Raw genomic sequence first — 19,553 nt, forward strand, 5'->3', positions numbered from 1 at the left:
TTACATTACGGATCAAAATTATTAATAATATCTGAGTTGTTTATACATTTAAATGAAAGGATTTATGAAATTATTTTACGCGCTATTTAATTATAAAAATCTATTCTTTTTTCTATTCTCGCTTTTGTGTCTGCTTCCGTTTTCAGGCTTCGCCCAAAACTGCACGGTAAATGCCAACGTCGACAGAATTATATGTCCAGGAGGAGAAGGCGGACTGCCCTATGATCAGTTTTTATTATTAGGAACAGCTAACGCAGATTCTGGATTAGGCTATCTGCAAAATCCCAAGTGGACACAAATATCCGGTCCGGCAGTTGTTATTGATGATCCGGGAAGCCTTCAAAGTCTGGTAAGAGGAGCCAGTGCTGGAAATACATATGGCTTTAGGCTGACTGCCCAATGTCAGGACGGTTCAACTGTCTTTGATGATTTTCAAATAACCATTAAGCCCATAACCCAGGCAAAAGCAGGAACGGACCAGACTTACTGCCAGGGCACGTACGTATTAAATGCAAATGCTGCGGGCGCATCTGAGACAGGAACCTGGACTATTCAAGGCAGTAATAATGCAGGGATATCGTTAATTAACCCCAATTCGCCAAATGCTTCAATTACAGTTTCAGGCGCTACATCCGGCACAACAACACTAAGATGGACGATAGTAAACAGCGCTTCGAGCTGTGAAAGTTTTGATGAAGTGGCAATTAGTGCTTTAGGAGGTGTTGAACCGGTAACGGCAGGTGCAGATATTACACTTTCAAACTGTTATTCCTCGACACAAAATGTTAATCTGAGCGGAAGCTTTGGCGGAAATTCTCCGGGACAGCAGCAGGGAACCTGGACGGTAGTTTCGGGACCAAATGTTCCGAATTTTTCCAACGCTAATGCCAATAATACAAATGTTAACGGTCTAATAGAAGGAACCTACGTTTTAAGATGGACTGTGGCTGGAAATTGTGCCAACGGAACTGATGAAGTAACCATTACAGTTCCAGCGCCAACTGCTGATGTAACCAACGTTCTTAATTCAAGACTAACCTATTGCGACGGCAGAACCTCAACCGTTTTACAAGGCACAATACCTTTGTACGTGAATGAAACTGTCCAATGGACTCAAACCGGTGGGCCGGTTACAGCGGTAATTGAGAATCCAACATCATCCTCTACATTAGTTACAGGAATGACAGCATTGGGTACCTATAATTTTTTATATACTTTAAGCAATACTCTAACAGGATGCAGCTCTACAGGAACTTACAGCGTTACCTTAGAGCAGACCATAGCCATCTCAGGCGGCCCGGATCAGACTTTGGGATGTAATGAATTTACAGCGACCATTCCCGTTACTGCATCAGGCAATGGGCAGATGAGCTGGCAGATTGTAAGCGGGCCTACACCTTATACGGCAACATATCCTTCATTTCCTACCCCTTTGGTTGATTTTCTGGGATCTGCTGTCACAATTGACAGTTTAAGAGTTTCAGGTATCTATGTGATCAGATTAGTGAAAGCCCCAAATCCTGAAAGCCATTGCGAAACGGTTTATGATGATGTTTCTATAGTCATTTCAGCAACGCCTTCGGCATCAAGCGGAGGGACAGTTCAGAATCTGGCCTGTAATTTAACAACAGCCCAATTGGCAGGGAATACACCGACCAGAGGACGCGGAACCTGGTCGCAGGTTTCAGGACCCTCTACAGCAGTATTTTCAGATGTTAAAAATCCTGAAACAACCGTGTCGGGTTTAATTAGCGGTAAATACAGGTTTAGGTGGACAATTTCTGGGGGTGCTGCCTGCGATATAACCCAAAGCATTGCCGAAGTTATTGTGTCCAGCGAGACGCCTACGCCCGCACAGGCAGGAAATGACCAGTCCATTTGTTTTGGCGCGCCTGTCCAGTTACAGGGAAACGCAGCACAGGCAAGTGAAACGGGAACATGGACTGTTTCTCCAAGTGCAGGAATAACGTTTAATAATGTAAACGCCCCCAATGCAATCGCTTCCGGTCTGGCGCAAAATACAACTTATACCTTTACATGGACCATTGCAAATGGCTGCGGAAGCTCCTCTGATACGGTAGATGTAACCACCAATGCATCACAAGGTGCAACAGCAGATGCTGGTCCGGATCAATGCCTTGCTGCGGGAACGACATCGATGACCTTAGCTGCAAATGATCCGTCTCCGGGAACGGGGTTATGGATACAGACATCGGGAACGGCAGCTGCAATTACCAATCCAGCCCAATACAATACAACTGTAACGGGACTCACTGACGGAAATTATCAATTTCAATGGACGGTAAGCAGCGTTGGCTGTACAGATGCGCAGGATAGTGTTGCCATAACCATAGCTCCATCCATTACAGTTGCGCAGGCAGGAAATGATCAAAATATTTGCGGATCCACAGCCACTCTTGCAGGAAATGCTCCGGCAGCAGGAGAAACAGGTCTATGGGAATTTGTAAGCGGGGGAGATGGGCCCGTAATTGCAGATCCTACCAATCCTACGACGACCATTACAGGCTTGACGCAGGGATCCTGGGTATATAAATGGACCATTTCTAAAGGTGCATGTGCTTCCTCTTCAGATTCTGTACAGCTTAATATTAGCCAGGCGCCATCAGCTGCGGCAGCAGGACCAGATCAGACGGTTTGCAATCAGACAAACGCAACACTGGGAGCTACAGCGCCAGAGGAAGGGACAAATGGTATATGGACATTAGTCAGCGGGCCAAATTCTCCCGTTTTTTCTGATGTAGATGAGCCCAACTCAGTTTTATCCGGACTGGTAACAGGAGAATATATTTTAGAATGGATAACCTATACGGGCATAAACTGCCCTGTCAGTAAAGATCAGGTAAGCATAAAAGTGACAGAAGCTGCGGCCGCAGGATCAGACTATTCTACTTGCCTAACAGGGCCGCTTTATCTGGTTGGAAATCCAACCAGTACAGGAACCTGGAGCTATGTTTCAGGAGGAATCGGAGCACCGACAATTACGCCGACAGGAAATAATAGCGCAGCGGTAACAGGTTTAGTTCCTGGAGCATATGTTTTCAGATATACAATTGCAGCACAAGGTTCGTGCCCGGAATCTTCAGATGATATTCAGGTAACAGTTAACGGCCAGGCCTCAACTGCTGATGCAGGACCGGATCAGGTTTTGTGTAGCGCTGATCTGCCGGTGCAGGAAATTCAGCTTTCTGCGGCAAATCCAATTCAGGGAACGGGATTATGGACAGTACTTTCAGGCCCTTCGGGAGGAGCTTTTGATGATGCGGCGCTTCCAAATGCCAAATACATAAATCCGGGATTTGGAACTTATGTTTTCAACTGGACAGTAAGTTCTGGAAGCTGCAGCAATTCGGATCAGGTCAGGGTTGAATATGCCGCGTCTCCATCACCTGCCATTGCAGAAGGCAATAAGGCCATTTGCGGTTCGGTAACAGAACTTGCAGCTACACCTCCAGATGTTGGAACAGGAAAGTGGGCCCAGGTTTCAGGTCCTACAACGGCTGTTTTCAGTTCTGAAATTTTACCAACAACAACAGTTTCCAATTTAACCCAGACAGGAGGCGTATATGTATTTAGCTGGACCGTTGCAAACGGGAACGTTTGTACGCCAACAGCCACTACTGTCCAGATTACGGTTACAGCAGATTTAACGGTCCCTGAAGCCGGACCGGACCAAACAATCTGCCAGTCTTCCACAGCAGCTTTAGCAGCCAACGCAATTTCAGCAGGAAGCGGGGAATGGTCGCAAGCCAGCGGACCGGCATTAGGATCTTTTTCTAATGCATCGAGTCCAACTTCTACTTTTACCCCAAACGGGGCCGGAACTTATGTTTTACGATGGACAGCCACTAATCTGTCCTGTTCCTTCTTTGATGATCTTAGCTTAACTGTTGACGCATTGCCAACAGCTTCTGCGGCGGGAGCGCCAATTTCGATATGTGAATTTCAGCCTTTAAACTTAAATGCAAATGCGCCAGTAGTAGGAACGGGGCTTTGGACACAAATTTCTGGCCCCTCAGCTGTAGTTTTTGAAACGCCATCATCTCCTGTAACCGCTGTTTTTGGCACTGTTCCTACAATCAGCGTTTTTGGACTCCCGGTAGAGGTGTATGTTTTTCGATGGACCATTTCAAACGGGTCATGTCCCCCAAGTTCCAGCACAGTATCTGTTACCATAGATCCTCTGCCTTCTTTGGCAGATGCCGGAGCTGATCAGACTATCTGTAATGCAGCTGCAGCAGTACTTTCAGGAAATGACCCCTCAGAGGGAACAGGAGAGTGGAGCTTTGTATCGAATGCAGGAAACACGGCAGTAATTACAGATCCAAACGCTTTTAACACAACAGTAACGAATATATCCATAGGTACAACAAGATTAAAATGGACCATCAGCAACGGTTCCTGCACACCATATTCAGATGAAGTGAATATCGTTCGGCCGGCAGATTTGACCACTTCCGCCTTAACAAGTGATGCTGTTATTTGTGAAGGAGGCACATTAACATTAAATACTACACCTTCAGGAAGCATTGCCCCCTATACCTATCAATGGCAGTCATCAGCAGACGGAACAACTGGCTGGGCAGATATTTCAGGACAGACCAGTCCATCATTTGCATCAGATAGTTCTTTACCCGCTGGCGAATATTATTATAGAGTAAATGTTTCCAGTACGTGCGCCCAGATAACCAGTAATGCTGTAAAACTTACCATAATTGAGGATCCAGCTGTTACCGCTCAGCCCGTAGGAAATACAATCTGTTCAGGCGGCACCCATACTATGAATGTTGCTGCGAGCACTGCAAATGCTGCTGCCGGAACAATTGCTTATCAATGGCAAAGCTCTGCGGATGGAATTTCAGGATGGACAAATGTTTCAGGAGGAAACGGGGGAACTACAGATACTTATACAACTGCTTCCTTAACTTCAAATTTATATTTTAGAGCGAGAATAACGCAAACCGGAAGCGGCTGCGAAACTTTTTCTAATGCCGCATTAGTGAGTGTGGCTGCCATCACAACGCAGCCCTCAGTTCCGCAGCCCGTTTGTGTGGGAGGCATAGTAAATTTAAGCGTTGCCGCTTCCTTAAATGGCGGTTCGGGAACATTGAGCTACCAATGGCAGAGTGATTCAGGTTCAGGATTTGTAAATGAATTGAATGCTTCGGCCACAACTCCAAATTTCACCTCAGATCCTTTAACGGGGAATACTAGTTTCAGGTGTTTGATTACCTCATCAGCAGCAAATTGCACGCTCACATCCAATGCCGTTACAGCGGCTGTTGCCGCTGATCCGTCAATTACAGTGCAGCCAGAAGGAGGATCGGTTTGTACAGGTGGAACCTTTACCTTGACAGTTGCAGCAGCTGGCGGAACTCCTGGTTTAAATTATCAATGGTTCAGCAGTTCAGATAATGTGAGTTTTGAATTAATTTCCGGAGCAACATCAAATACTTTTTCAACTCCGGCCCTTACTTCAGATACGTATTATAGAGTAGAGGTTTCGGCAGCAGGAAACGGTTGCGGTCTTACTGCATCGAATAGTGTTTTAGTTGATGTAATACCAGATCCAACTGTTACGCAGCAGCCAGTCGGAAATACGATCTGTTCGGGTGCATCCCACACCATGAATGTTACTGCTTCTGGCGATGATCAGGGAGGAACCTTAATTTATCAATGGCAGAGTTCAGCAGATGGAGCATCAGGCTGGGCAGATGTAACAGACGGGACAGGAGCTGCTACAGCTTCTTATACAACTGCGGCATTGAGTTCTACTTTATATTACAGGGTCAGAATCACCCAGGCTTTAAACGGCTGCGAGGTTTACTCAGAGACAGCTCCGGTATTTGTTGCCACCATTACAGCGCAGCCAGCCGATCCTGCGCCAATTTGCGTTGGAGGCATCGTAAATGTAACTATTTCGGCTTCCTTAAATGGAGGTGCCGGAACATTGAGCTATCAATGGCAGAGCTCGCCCGATGGTACAACCTCGTGGGCAGATGTGGACGATGGAACGGGGGCGGCTACAAACTCTTATACATCGGGAACATTGTCAGCGGATACTTTTTATCGCGCTATAGTAACTTCATCAGCAACCAATTGTACGCTAATCTCCAATGCTGTACAGGCAGCCGTGGTGGCAGATCCTGCAATAACAGTCCAGCCGGCAGGAACTACAATTTGCTCTGGCGGAAACTATACCTTATCTGTTACTGCAGCCAATGGCACACCGAATTTAACCTATCAATGGTTTAGCAGCACGGATAATAGCGCATTTAGCGCCATTTCAGGCGCTACAGCAGCAACTTACACAACACCGGCTTTAGCCCAGACCACCTATTACAGAGTTGATGTCGGTGCCGGCGGAAATGGCTGCAATACCATCACTTCTTCTGTTGCGACGGTTGTTGTTCTATCAGATATTTCGATTACGGTACAGCCCGCATTACGCACTAATATCTGCAGCGGGCAGGCGGCAGCTCTAAATGTAGCGGCAAGCGGAGGTTCAGGAAACTATACGTATCAGTGGAAAAATTCAACAGTATTGGCGGGTCCTTACACAGATATTCCTGGAGCAGATGGGGCATCTTACACAACTCCGGCTTTAACCCAAAACACTTATTATGTAGTGGCGATTTCTGAAGGAACCCAGGGCTGCGACCCGGTAACGTCAAATGTTTCGGCCGTTATTATTCCAAGCATTACAACCCAGCCAAATGTTCCGGCTCCGGTTTGTTCGGGGGGGACGGTTTCATTATCAACAGCGGCTTCTGCCAATGGAGGTTCAGCTGCATTTGCCTATCAATGGCAAAGTTCGCAAGACGGCACAACAGCATGGACGGATGTTTCTACCGGAACCGGAGGAGCAACGGCAAATTACACCACAGCACCATTATCGGCCTCAACCTATTATCGCGCTGTAATAACAACGTCAAATCCAGCCTGCACCCTTGTAAGTAATGCTGTTATGGCAGCAGTAATCCCGGACCCGGTTATTACAGCCCAGCCAGCGGGAGGAAATATTTGCGAAGGAGGAATTTTTACAATGTCATCAGGGGTTGCAGGCGGCTCTGGAAATTTCACTTACCAATGGCAAAAATCATTGGATGGAACAGCCGGATGGGCAAATGTAACCGATGGCACAGGTGCTAATTCAGCAACCTATACAACGGGCAATATCAGTATAAATACTTTTTACAGATTGCGGGTAACGGATTCAGGAGCAGGCTGCGGGATTGTTAATTCTGATGCAGCAGAAGTAAATGTTTTTGAATCTCCTCTAATAAGCACCCAGCCAATGGATGGCGAAGTTTGCATTAACCAATCCAATACTTTTACGGTGGCGGCTTCGGGAAATATCCCGCCTGGCACTATATCCTATCAATGGCAGACGGCATCAGTCTTATCCGGGCCTTATACGAATGTAACCGATGGCGGCGGCGGAACAACAGCTTCTTACACCACCCCAGAATATTCAACTGCTGGCAATAGGTATTTTAGAGTTTTAGTTTCCCAATCTCAGGCAGGCTGCCAGACGATCTCAAACACTGTAACCTTAAATGTTTTTGATATGCCTGCCGCCCCAATTGGTGCAGTAACCCAGCAGCCTTCCTGTGCAAATGCGACAGGAACCATTGCCGTTACGAATCCTGATTTAGGAACCGGTTTTGAGTACAGTAAAGATGGAATAGCTTTTCAGGCGAGTAATATCTTTAGCGGACTGCCCTCAGGAACTATAACTATATATGTGAGAAGGGTCGGGTTAAATGCCTGTATTTCTTCCGGTACGCCTTTTAGCGTTTTTAATAGAATTTGTGCTGTTGCAGAAACTTTTGCTTCAATCTCCGGCGATCTTGGAGGAAATACGGGAACGCAGACTATTTTAGACAGCGATACATTGAATGGACTTCCGGTAACTGCGTCCAATGTTCAGGTTACCATAAATTCTATTTCAAGTTATCTGGCCTTTGATTCTTTAACCAACACGATTTCTGTAGCGGCAGGAACTCCGGCAGACGATTATACTTTAACGTATACCATCTGTGAAGCCGGAAATTTAAGCAGCTGCTCAACAGCAACTGAAACTGTAGCGGTGACAACTGCTGGGATTGACGCCAGAATTGATGTTGCGGTTCCTGCTGTTAATGGTTATACGGGAGCAAATAATGTTATTAATGCTTTAACAAATGACAGACTGGCAAGCGCGCAGGCTACGCTTTCCAATGTAACGCTTTCAGTGACCAGTCCGGCATCGCCAATTGATCCTGCTGTTTTGAACGTGCCGGTTTTAGATACTGCTACAGGAAATGTAAATGTGCCGGCAGGAACTGTAAAAGGGCTTTATGAAATTAAATACAGCATATGCGAAATTGCCAGTCCTTCCAATTGCGATACGGCAAGTATTTTAGTGCAGGTTGAGACTACAATTATTGATGCTGATGATGATACAGCTCAAAATATTAATGGTTATACGGGACAGATAAACGTGGTTAACGCCTTAACCAATGATAGTTTAAATGGAGTTCCAATTACAGCTGCAAATCTTAGTGAAATAATAGTTACACAGGAAACAGCCGCGGATGAAGCATATCCTGGAGCGAATGTTCCAGTTTTTAGTCCAGCAACGGGCTGGGTAAGCGTGCCTGCAGGAACGCCGGCTGATACCTATTATATTAAATACCACATCTGTGAAAAATTAAATCCGGCTAATTGCTCGGATGCCAGTATTGCAATTGTTGTCGATCCTGCTCCAATTGCAGCAAATGACGATTTGGTGGCAGATGTCAATGGTTACGAGGGGGCGGTTAATATAATTAATGCCTACACAAGCAATGATACTTTCAACGCAGCGCCAGTAAATATTAATTTAGCGGGACTTCTTACACCTTCAATTTTAATTCCTGCAGCACCAAAAACTCCCGGAGCTCCAGTTCCGGAACTGGTTGCATCTTCCGGACGAGTTACTATTCCGCCGGGAACACCTGCAGGCCAGTATCAGATAAAATATCAAATCTGCGAAAATCTTAATACGCCAGCAGTTCCTCCAACTGCAGGAGATTCACGAACTGGCAATTGCGATGATGCCGTAATTATTATAAATGTTATTGCGCCGCCAATTGTTGCTAATGATGATTCGGCTTCTGGAATCAACAGTCATGAAGGTGCAGCAAATGTTCTGAATGCTTATGATAATGACTCCTTAAACGGAGGAACACTTGATCTTAACGATATAACAGCAGCAGTTATATCAGCTCCAGGTTCAATAGGAGGAGGTCCAATTCCTTCATTCGATCTGGCAGGCGGTTCTGTCAGTGTTCCGCCTCAAACTCCTGCAGGAGAATATAAATTTGTCTACAGGATTTGCGAAACCCTAAACCCCGCCAATTGTGATCAGGCCGCTATAACAATTACGGTTGTTCCGGCACAAATTCTGGCAGCCGATGATATTCCTTCTGCTTCGGTAAATGGATTTACAGGAAACCCAAGTGTTATTAATGCTTTGGACAATGATACTTTAGATGGTGTATTAGTAGATCCTGCAGAGGTTGAAATAAGTGTCCTAACAGCGGCAACCCCTATCAATGGAAGCCCTGTGCCGATTTTAGATGCTTCAACAGGAAATGTGAGCGTTCCGGCCGGAACAGCCGCGGGCAGCTATTCAATAACTTATCGTTTAAGAGAAATTCTAAACCTCAGCAATAGTGATACGGCAATAATTTCAATAGAAGTTATTGCTCCGGCTATTGAAGCCAATGACGATACGGCTGCTAATATTAACGGCTATCTCACCACTGCAGATGCCATAAATGTTTTAGCAAATGATAATCTTAACGGGGCCTTAACCAACCTGAATCAGGTAACAGTTACAGTTGACACCCCGGCATCTTCAATTAATGGCGGACCAGTTCCAACATTAGAACCGCTTACCGGGATGGTGAATGTTGCGGCGGGAACTCCTGCCGGCGACTATGAAATTAGATATCATATCTGCGAAAAGCTAAATGCAGCAAATTGTGATGATGCTGCAGTATTTATTAACGTAATTTCAGCCCCAATTGATGCCGTTGATGATACAGCAGGCAATATTAACGGTTTTCTGGGAGCAAACAATGTGGTTAATGCCTTAACAAATGATAAATTGAACGGAACTGCAGCCGTTCCTTCACAGGTAACAATTGGAAATATTGTTGCGGCAGCCCCAATTAATGGAGGACTGGTTCCTGTCTTAGATCCTTTAACCGGAAATGTAAATGTTCCGTCAGGCACAGCAGCAGGCAGCTATACAATTGGATATACATTAAGTGAAAACTTAAACACGGCTAATTCAGATACTGCTGAAATAACAATTATCGTAACAGCGCCAGCTATTATTGCCAATAACGATTCAGCGGGTAATATTAATGGCTTGGCTGGTGCCAATAATGTGCTAAATGCCATTGCAAACGACAGATTGAATGGTATGGATATTCAATTCAATGCAATTGATATTACCTCGGTGAGTACAGTAACGCCTGCAGGTTATGCTGCAGGAAATCCAGTACCGCTGTTAAATACTGCTGCAGGAACTGTTGATGTGCCCGCGGGAACATCAGCAGGAACCTATACAATTCATTATAGAATCTGTGAAAAACTCAATCCGTCCAATTGCAGTGAAGCTGATATTGCAATCACTGTTTTGGCTGCGGGTATTATTGCCAAAGATGATTTTGTGCAGAATATTAACGGATATGGAGGAGCAGACAATGTTGTAAATGCCCTGGCAAATGATTTGCTCAATGGCGCAGCGGTTTCATTCGCTCAGGTTAATATTGCCCATATCGGCACTACTGCCCCTGTAACTTCCACTAATGGAAATGTTCCTGTATTGAATACCATTACTGGAACTGTAGATGTCCCGCTCTTAACGCAGTCGGGTACTTATGTAATACAATATGAAATTTGCGAAAAACTGAATCCCGCCAATTGCAGCCAGGCTTCAATTTATGTTGTGGTGGACAGGCCTCAAATTGAAGCTGAAGATGATTTAATTACCAATATTGACGGATATCTTGGCGCACCAGAAGTATTGAACGCCTTCACCAGTAATGATAAATATGACGGGGGTGCTTTGACAGATATCAATTTGGTAATAAGAACGGTAGTTTCTCCGGCAGCTCCCATAGGCGGAGGGGCGGTTCCTTTCCTGCTGCCGGCAACCGGACAGGTATCTATTCCGCAGCGCACACCGGCAGGAACCTATCAAATCAGGTATATGATATGCGACAGGCTGAATCCTTTAAATTGTGACCAGGCCACTATCACTATTCTTGTTTTGGCTCCGCCAATTGCCGCCAATGATGATTTTGCAGACAACATTAACGGAAACACGGGGGCAGCCAACGTATTAAATGCTTACAGCAATGATACTTTGGATGGTTTGCCGATGGACTTTTCAGATTTCAGCGCAAAACTCATAACCCCTGCAAGCTCAATTAACGGAGCTCCGGTTCCAGTATTAAATGTTCTTACAGGAAATGTGGATGTTCCGGCCGGCACTCATGCAGGAACGTACTTTATTACCTATGAAATTTGCGGAAGCTTAAATTCAGGTAATTGCGACCAGGCAGTGATCACTGTGAGAGTTGCCGCCGCAACAATTGATGCCGTTGATGATAATGCGTCCGGAATTAATGGTTTTGCAGGCACTGCAAGCGCAATCAATGTTTTGGATAATGATACCTTAAACGGGGTTTTGGTAAATCCGGCTGAGGTTCTCATTACTAATGTTGTTCCTGCGGCTTCTATAAATGGAGGTACAGTTCCGGTATTAAATGCAGCAACAGGTGTGGTAAGCGTTGCTGCGGGCACCACAGCTGGAACCTATACCATTAGTTACAGATTAAGAGAAGCATCAACTTTATTAAATTTTGATGATGCCGTTATAACTGTTGTTGTGGATGCTCCTGAAATAGCTGCCAATGATGATGCTTTAGCCAATATCAACGGCTACATAGCTACTGCCAATGCTATTGATGTGTTAGCAAATGATACCCTTAATGGAGCAGCAGCAAGCTTAAGTAACGTTACCATTACTGTTGATGAGGCGGCAGCACCAATTAATGGCGGGCCAGTACCGACATTAGAACCCCTTACCGGAATGGTGAGTGTTGCGGCGGGAACGCCGGCAGCGGATTATGAAATTAAATATCGTATCTGTGAGAATTTAAATCCGACGAATTGCAATGATGCAGCAGTTTACATTACAGTTATCGGACCGACAATTCTTGCTGCTGATGATACGGTAGCCAATGTGAACGGTTATGCCGGTGCAGATAATGTAATAAATGCAATTGCAAATGATTTACTAAACGGCACCGCAGTTCAATTGGCTCAGGTAGCGATTACTTCGATGGGCACGGCAACGCCAGCAGATTATACTGCAGCAAACCCTGTTCCGGTACTTAATGCTGCAACAGGCAATGTTGATGTTCCGGCCGGAACTTCAGCAGGAATATATACAATCCATTATGGTATATGTGAAAAACTGAATCCAGGAAACTGCAGTGAAGCTGATATTACAGTTGAGGTAAGTGCAGCTGCCATTATTGCAAACAATGATATTAATTTAAATGTAAACGGTTATGTCGGATCGGCAAATGCATTGAATGTGCTGGATAATGACTCATTTAATGATTCATCAATAGAGGCAAAAAAAGCAAAAGCTGCCGCTATTAACATAAGTCAAATTACAATAACAGTTCTAAATCCGGCAGATCCGATCAACGGAAATCCAAATGTGCCTGTTTTGGATGCTGCAACTGGAATTATTAGTGTTCCTGCTAAGACTCCGGCTGGATTGTATACCATTCAATATCGAATTGCGGAGAACTTAAATCCATCTAATTTTGATGATGCAGCCGTATTTATTACCGTTACGGCCGCGGCAATTGAAGCCAATAATGATACCGTTTTAAATATAAATGGTTTTGATGGCCAGGCCAATATTGCAAATGCCATTGCAAACGATAATTTGAATGGAGCACCAGCGCAACTGGCAGAAATTGCCATTGCAGTGGTTACGCCTGCGGCACCGATTAATGCGGGTCCGGTGCCAGTATTGGATACTGTTTCAGGAAATGCAAGTGTTCCGACAGGGACTCCAAGCGGAACATATGCCATTCGCTATTCGATTTGTGAGAATTTAAATCCAACGAATTGCAGTGAAGCTGATATTATTGTTACGGTAATTTCCGGACCCATTATTGCCAATGACGATGCGGCAGGCGGAATCAATGGCCTGGATGGAGCATCAAATGTCGTAAATGTCTTAACCAATGACTTACTGGATAATGCCGCTCCAACTCTGGCGCAAATTAAAATAAATGTACTCTCGCCGGCTGACCCGATTGCGGCAGGAGCAGTGCCTGCGTTGGATCCAGCTACCGGATTTGTAAGTGTTCCGGCCGGCACATCATCGGGAATCTACACGATTGTTTATTCAATCTGTGAAAATCTGAATGCTCTGAATTGCGATCAGGCCGTAATTAAAATTTCAGTTTCACAGCCTGGAATTGCACTTGTTAAACGAGGAGTGTTCTCTGATACCAATGGTGACGGCTATGCGCAGCCGGGAGAGCTTATCCGCTATTCATTCCGAATCACCAATACCGGAGCAATAGACCTTGCTAATGTTACCGTTACCGATCCAAAAGCAGTAATTACCGGAAACCCAATAGCAGCATTAGCAACAGGGCAGTCAGATACAACAAGCTATACTGGAAGTTATGTCTTGACTCAGACTGACATCAATGCAGGTTTCGTAGTGAATCAGGCTTTGGTAACTGCTCAGCCAGCTGTAGGGGCTGCTATTGAGGATTTGTCTGATAGTGATGATCCAGCGCTTATCGGTGATGATGATCCAACGGTGACTCCTGTTATTCAGTTTAAAGATTTGACATTGGTGAAAGGCGGACAATTATCGGGCAGCGGCGGGGTCGGCTCTGTAATCAATTATAGTTTCACCGTTCGAAACACCGGAAATGTACCCCTTACAAATGTTGTAATAGCAGACCCGATGCTGGCAGCGGCTTCAATAGCTGTAACGCCAAGTACATTGGCTCCGGGTGCAACAGGCACCGCGACGGCATCTTATACCGTTACCGCTGCTGATGCTGCCAATGGTGCAGTAATCAATACTGCTGTGGCTATTGGTGATGATCCGCAGGGAGGCTCTGTTACAGATGTTTCTGACAGCACAGATCCGGCTTTAACCGGTGATGATGATCCGACTGTTATCGATTTAACGCTAAGGCCATCAATAGCGCTTGTTAAAACTGCAGTATTCAATGATGAAAACAAAAATGGCTATGCCGAAATAGGAGAAACCGTTACGTATCATTTTGCTGTTACCAATACCGGAAATGTTGTTTTGGTAAACACTGTAATCAAAGATCCAAAACCTGGGTTAAGCATAACCGGAGACCCAATTATTCTAAAACAAGGCGAAACGAACACTGCTGCATTTGTAGGCACCTACGTCCTTACTGCTGCAGATATTGAGGCAGGCCTTGTTGAGAATCAGGCTGAGGTTACCGCCGTAAGTCCCGATGGATTAACAGCAAGCGATCTTTCCGACGATAGTTCTACGGCAGAGAATGATCCGACAATTCTTTCTTTAAACGCTTGTAAGATAACTATTTATAATGCCGTTTCACCAAATGGCGACGGTCGAAATGAGGTCTTTAAAATTGATAACATTAAATGTTACACCGATTCTTACGTACAGATTTATGACCGCTGGGGCGTTCTGGTTTATGATGCTTACGGTTATGATAACGAATCGGTCGCCTTTAGGGGAATTTCTGAAGGAAGGGCAACGGTTAACAAGCAAAAACGACTGCCAGATGGAACTTATTTTTATGTGATCACCTATAAAACCTATCTCAATGAACCAATAAGCAAGACAGGTTATTTATATCTGTCGGGAAATTAATCTTAAAGATTCATGATTTAAATACACAATCTGCTATGGGAACTAAATTATTTGCCTTAATGACCATGCTCGTAACAGTCTGCAGCTATGCCCAGCAGGATGCCCAGTTTACGCAGTACATGTACAACACCATTACCATTAATCCCGCTTACGCGGGTTCACGCGGAGCGCTGAGCATTTTCGGCCTGTACAGAACCCAGTGGGTAGGTTTGGACGGTGCTCCTGAAACGAGCACTTTTTCCATAAATACGCCCTTAAACAGCAGCCGTTTGGGGATTGGGGTTTCGCTGATTAATGATAAAATAGGTCCGACAAATGAAAATAATTTCTCGGCGGATCTTTCCTATACGGTTCAGACCTCGGCAGATTTCAAGCTTTCCTTTGGGATCAAGGCAACGGCAAACCTGTTCAATCTGGATATTAGCAAACTCAACCCTGAAGATCAGGGTGATGCCCAGTTTCAGGATCTGGATAATAAATTTTCGCCGAATCTGGGGGCAGGAATATACTGGCATTCTGATAAGGCTTACCTAGGCTTATCGGTTCCGAATTTTATTGAGACCAATCGTTATGATGACAACGATGTAGCCATTTACAAGGATAAAATCAATTATTATCTGATGGGCGGCTATGTCTTTAATTTGGACAAGTATGAGTATTATAAATTCAAGCCTGCCGTACTGGCCAAGATGGTAGAAGGGGCGCCGCTGCAGGTTGATATTTCGGCCAATTTCATGTTCTTAGACAAATTTGTGCTGGGTGCGGCCTATAGATGGAGCGCTTCTGTGAGTGCAATGGCCGGATTCCAGATCACAGACGGCCTTTACATTGGATATGGATATGACCGGGAGACCACCAGACTCAATAATTACAATTCGGGATCCCATGAGATATTCCTGCGGTATGAATTTATCAAAAACAACAGTAAAATGACCACACCTCGTTTCTTCTAAAAACAAATGAGCATGAAAAAGCATCTATTTTTTTATACAGCCATTTTGAGCCTCTTGGGATCTGCCGGTTCTGCGCAGGAATCAAAAGTTAAGGGCGCTGATAAAAGTTACGGCAGCCTTGCCTATAAGGATGCGGCCAAATCCTATGAAAGGGCCGCAGAAAAAGGCTATAAGTCTCAAGAGATGTTTAAAAAACTGGGCAATTCGTATTATTTTAATTCAGACTATGAAGCCGCTGCAAGATGGTATGGGGAACTCTTTGCAAAGGATAGTGCAGCAGGGTCTGAATATTATTACAGATATGCCCAGTGTTTAAAATCAATTGGCGAGCTGGAGAAGGCTGGGAAAATTATGGATGAGTTTGCGGCTCTCTATAAAAATGACAGCAGGGGCAAACGCTATAAAGAAAATGCAGATTACCTCGAACAGATCAAGGCCAATTCGGGCCGTTATACGGTAGGCGATGCCGGGTTTAATTCAAAATATTCGGATTACAGCACCATAGTTCATGATAACAAAATCTATTTCGCTTCTGCCAGGGATACAGGGAATTTTGCAAAGCGGAAGCACAAATGGAATAACGAATATTTTACCAATTTATATGCGGCTGATCAGGACCCATCCGGGGCCGTAAAAATCAAATCGGTACTGAATTCAAAATTCCATGAATCCTCGCCGGTTTTTAGCAAAAACGGCCGTACGGTTTATTTTACAAGAAATAATTATGCAGAGGGGAAAAGGGGCTGGGATGAAAATAAAGTGACTTTAGTTAAGATTTACAAGGCAGAACTTGAAAATGGCAAATGGGGCAATATTGCCAGTCTTCCTTTTAACAGTGACACGTACAGCACCGCACACCCTGCCTTAAGCGATGATGGAAAGACGCTTTATTTTGCCTCGGATATGCCCGGCAGCTTTGGGCAGTCCGATATTTATAAAGTCAGCATAAACGCTAATGGAGCATACGGAATTCCCCAGAATATGGGACCAAGCATCAATACTGAAGGCAGGGAAACTTTTCCTTATGTTACCAGTGAGGATGAAATTTATTTTGCCTCTGACGGGCATCCCGGCCTTGGCGGATTAGATGTCTTTGTGGGGAAAATAGAGGACAATGGCACCATTAGCGATATCCAGAATCTCGGATCAGATATTAATTCCCCTAAAGATGATTTTGCCTATGTAATCGATCCGCTTACACGAAAAGGGTATTTCAGTTCCAATAAAGAGGGTGGGCAGGGTTCTGATGACATTTATAAGTTTACAGAAACCAGAAAACTAAAATGCATTCAAAATTTGGAAGGAATAGTAACCGATGCTCAGAGCGGTGCTTTTCTGCCCGATACAAAATTGATTCTATATGAAAAAAATGAAATCAAATTTACTGCATTCTCTGATGCGTCGGGCCTTTATAGCATACCCGCGCAGTGCGGTAAGACGTATACGATACGTGCTGAAAGGAGAACTTATGACAAAAAAGAAATAAGCGTGGCTGCAGCGGCCCTTAATGGAAAAACCAATGTTCCCATTGCCCTTAATAAAGCAGCCTGCCAGCTGGCTGTGGGCACTAATCTGGCCAAATGCTTTGGAATTAAAGTAATTTACTTTGATTTAGACAGATCCGATATTGTTGACCGGGCGGCAATGGATTTGGAAAAAATTCTGGCTGCCTTAAAGGAAAATCCCACAATGAAACTCGATATCCGCTCCCATACCGACAGCCGCGGTTCTGATAAATACAACGAATCCCTATCGCAGAGAAGAGCCAGATCAACAATGCAGTGGCTGGTTTCAAAAGGCATTGATTCCGATAGGCTGAGCGCTAAAGGATATGGGGAAAGCCAGCTAATAAATGCATGCTCGGATGGGGTGAAGTGTTCTGAAGAAGAGCATCAGGAGAATAGGCGAAGCGAATTTATTATCACTCACATCTAATTGTTTTATGATGGCTATTTTCTTCCAAAACTCTTTGCAATGCCAATTCCGATGGTCCATGTATCATAAGCATTCCATTTAAAGTCATAGCCAAAGCTTCCAAGCACTTCCCAGCCTTTCGGGAGTTCATATCCGTATTCGGCGCCTGCACGGGTGAGCAGAAAATCTTCCTCTTTGGCAAATTCACCGCCCATTCCCAGCAGAAAACTCCAATGTCCATTGAGTTTGTAAATTCCGACAAGGGCAGGAGCAATTGGATAGCTGCGCTCAATGGTTTGTTTTTCCTCACCGCCGGCAAGATTCTTCTCGACCGCAAATTTCTCAATTATAAAGTCGGTGTGCAGGCCGGCTGCCCATTTAGGGCTGAAATGATAAGTATAATCAATGCCCCAGGCAGGCAGAGAAAGCACTTCTCTTTCACCGTCCTGGTTTCTTCCTTCAAAAACATGGGCGTGGCTAAGCACTAAAGCCAGCTGGTGATGAGGGGTAAATGATTCTTCACTCTGCTGGGCCAAAGATTTGAAAGGCATTAAAAAAAGGTTTAGGCAAAAAAGAAAAAAGCCTGTTTTACTTGATTTAAAGAGCATCTGTTTTATTTTTAGGGGTTTTAAAAAAAAATGTACTGCTTACTGGAAAGGGTGCCTTGGTCCGAAGGAATATGATACGGTAAGCGAGGGTCCGTTATAGCCCCATTTAAAATACCCCTGAAGCCTTTCTTTTTGGGCATCGACCTTAAAATTCAGGCCTGTATAACCCAGAGCCAGCTCCAGATTTGGAATAACCTGATAGAGGACTGATAGATTGTAGCTGATAATCTTGCCGCTTATGTCATTTATTTTCAGCGAGAGGTAGCTCACATTTCCCGTTAAGGCCAGCTTGTCGGTAAAGGCATAGCCTCCCCATATTCCAACGTCAGGCAGGGGCGCGGTAAAATCAAATCCGTCATTATAGCCCAATTCTGCTGTGGCTCCTGCAAGGCTGATCCCGACATCGCTTCTCAGGATATGGGCACCTATCATCAGTCCAAGCTCATATTTTGGATCCAGAAGCAGGGCGTAGCCGTATGAAAAACGATAGATGCTGGTTTCAAAGAAAGAGTGTACACTGGCATCCACCGGATAGGTATGGTCCCCGAATTCAATATCCCTTTTGAGCTGGTAGGAAGTTGTTCTTTTCAGATGAAAATAACTCAGGTCAAATCTGGACCGCCGAGAGGCACGCCACTGGATGTCACTTAAAAAAGTACTCGATGATTTTCGAAAACCCAGATCATCTTCAAAATCAATCTCGGTGCCGAAGGTGCCGTTTTGGCTGCCCACCTCGATAGTGGTATTGTTGACCGGAATAAAAAGCCCGACAGTTGCCTTTATGCGTCTGGCAAACCAAGGGGGGACAGGTTTTGTTCTTTGGTATAAATAATCGTCTGCCTTACTCTGCACAGAAATGTTATTTTCGGACAAGTAAAAGCTGCTGCTGTCGGCTAAATGGTCTGTCTGCTGCGCAGCTGTTTTAAACGGCAGGAGCCACACTCCAATGAGAAGCGCACACATTGTTGCATATTTAAGTTTCATAAGTTTTCATTAATTATTACCAGTTTGAATTTTCAACACTGTCTTTATAAAAATAAAATGGAGATATTCATTGCTATTGAAATATCTCCATTTTACCCACTAACT

At 44.7% G+C, this 19,553-nt stretch carries 5 protein-coding genes; 3 read left to right on the top strand and 2 right to left on the bottom strand.

Features of this window, described 5'->3' with window-relative positions; all coding sequences use genetic code 11:
* The first annotated feature begins 64 nt into the window (after window positions 1–64).
* From ACWA1F_RS04660 to ACWA1F_RS04670, 3 genes are read left to right on the top strand one after another with little or no spacing between them, the layout of a single operon-like run.
* Window positions 65–14,989, top strand: coding sequence for a DUF7507 domain-containing protein (locus ACWA1F_RS04660; RefSeq protein WP_456891981.1), 14,925 nt, complete (start codon window positions 65–67; stop codon window positions 14,987–14,989).
* A gap of 35 nt (window positions 14,990–15,024) precedes the next feature.
* The gene (locus tag ACWA1F_RS04665) at window positions 15,025–15,942 is read left to right on the top strand and encodes a PorP/SprF family type IX secretion system membrane protein (protein ID WP_091490957.1); all 918 of its coding nucleotides are present in this window, start codon (window positions 15,025–15,027) and stop codon (window positions 15,940–15,942) included.
* Window positions 15,943–15,954: 12 nt separating this feature from the next.
* Window positions 15,955–17,877: an OmpA family protein gene (locus ACWA1F_RS04670; RefSeq protein WP_091490955.1), complete on the top strand. Its 1,923-nt coding sequence runs from the start codon at window positions 15,955–15,957 to the stop codon at window positions 17,875–17,877.
* A 14-nt stretch (window positions 17,878–17,891) separates the two neighbouring features.
* Here the strand turns inward: ACWA1F_RS04670 and ACWA1F_RS04675 are convergent, their stop codons facing one another.
* Together ACWA1F_RS04675 and ACWA1F_RS04680 are read right to left on the bottom strand one after the other, a co-directional pair.
* Complete coding sequence (locus ACWA1F_RS04675; protein WP_143102039.1) at window positions 17,892–18,464, bottom strand: hypothetical protein; 573 nt, start codon at window positions 18,462–18,464, stop codon at window positions 17,892–17,894.
* Between the two features lie 39 nt (window positions 18,465–18,503).
* The gene (locus tag ACWA1F_RS04680) at window positions 18,504–19,448 is read right to left on the bottom strand and encodes a hypothetical protein (RefSeq protein ID WP_091490952.1); all 945 of its coding nucleotides are present in this window, start codon (window positions 19,446–19,448) and stop codon (window positions 18,504–18,506) included.
* Window positions 19,449–19,553 lie beyond the last annotated feature (105 nt).

It is taken from the genome of Flavobacterium erigeronis, assembly GCF_054075165.1.

What these genes read in the sequence shown, in the direction of transcription:
- ACWA1F_RS04660 (WP_456891981.1), top strand. Translation starts at nt 65, where the DNA reads ATGAAATTATTTTACGCGCTATTTAATTATAAAAATCTATTCTTTTTT.
- ACWA1F_RS04665 (WP_091490957.1), top strand. Translation starts at nt 15,025, where the DNA reads ATGGGAACTAAATTATTTGCCTTAATGACCATGCTCGTAACAGTCTGC.
- ACWA1F_RS04670 (WP_091490955.1), top strand. Translation starts at nt 15,955, where the DNA reads ATGAAAAAGCATCTATTTTTTTATACAGCCATTTTGAGCCTCTTGGGA.
- ACWA1F_RS04675 (WP_143102039.1), bottom strand. Translation starts at nt 18,464, where the DNA reads ATGCTCTTTAAATCAAGTAAAACAGGCTTTTTTCTTTTTTGCCTAAAC.
- ACWA1F_RS04680 (WP_091490952.1), bottom strand. Translation starts at nt 19,448, where the DNA reads ATGAAACTTAAATATGCAACAATGTGTGCGCTTCTCATTGGAGTGTGG.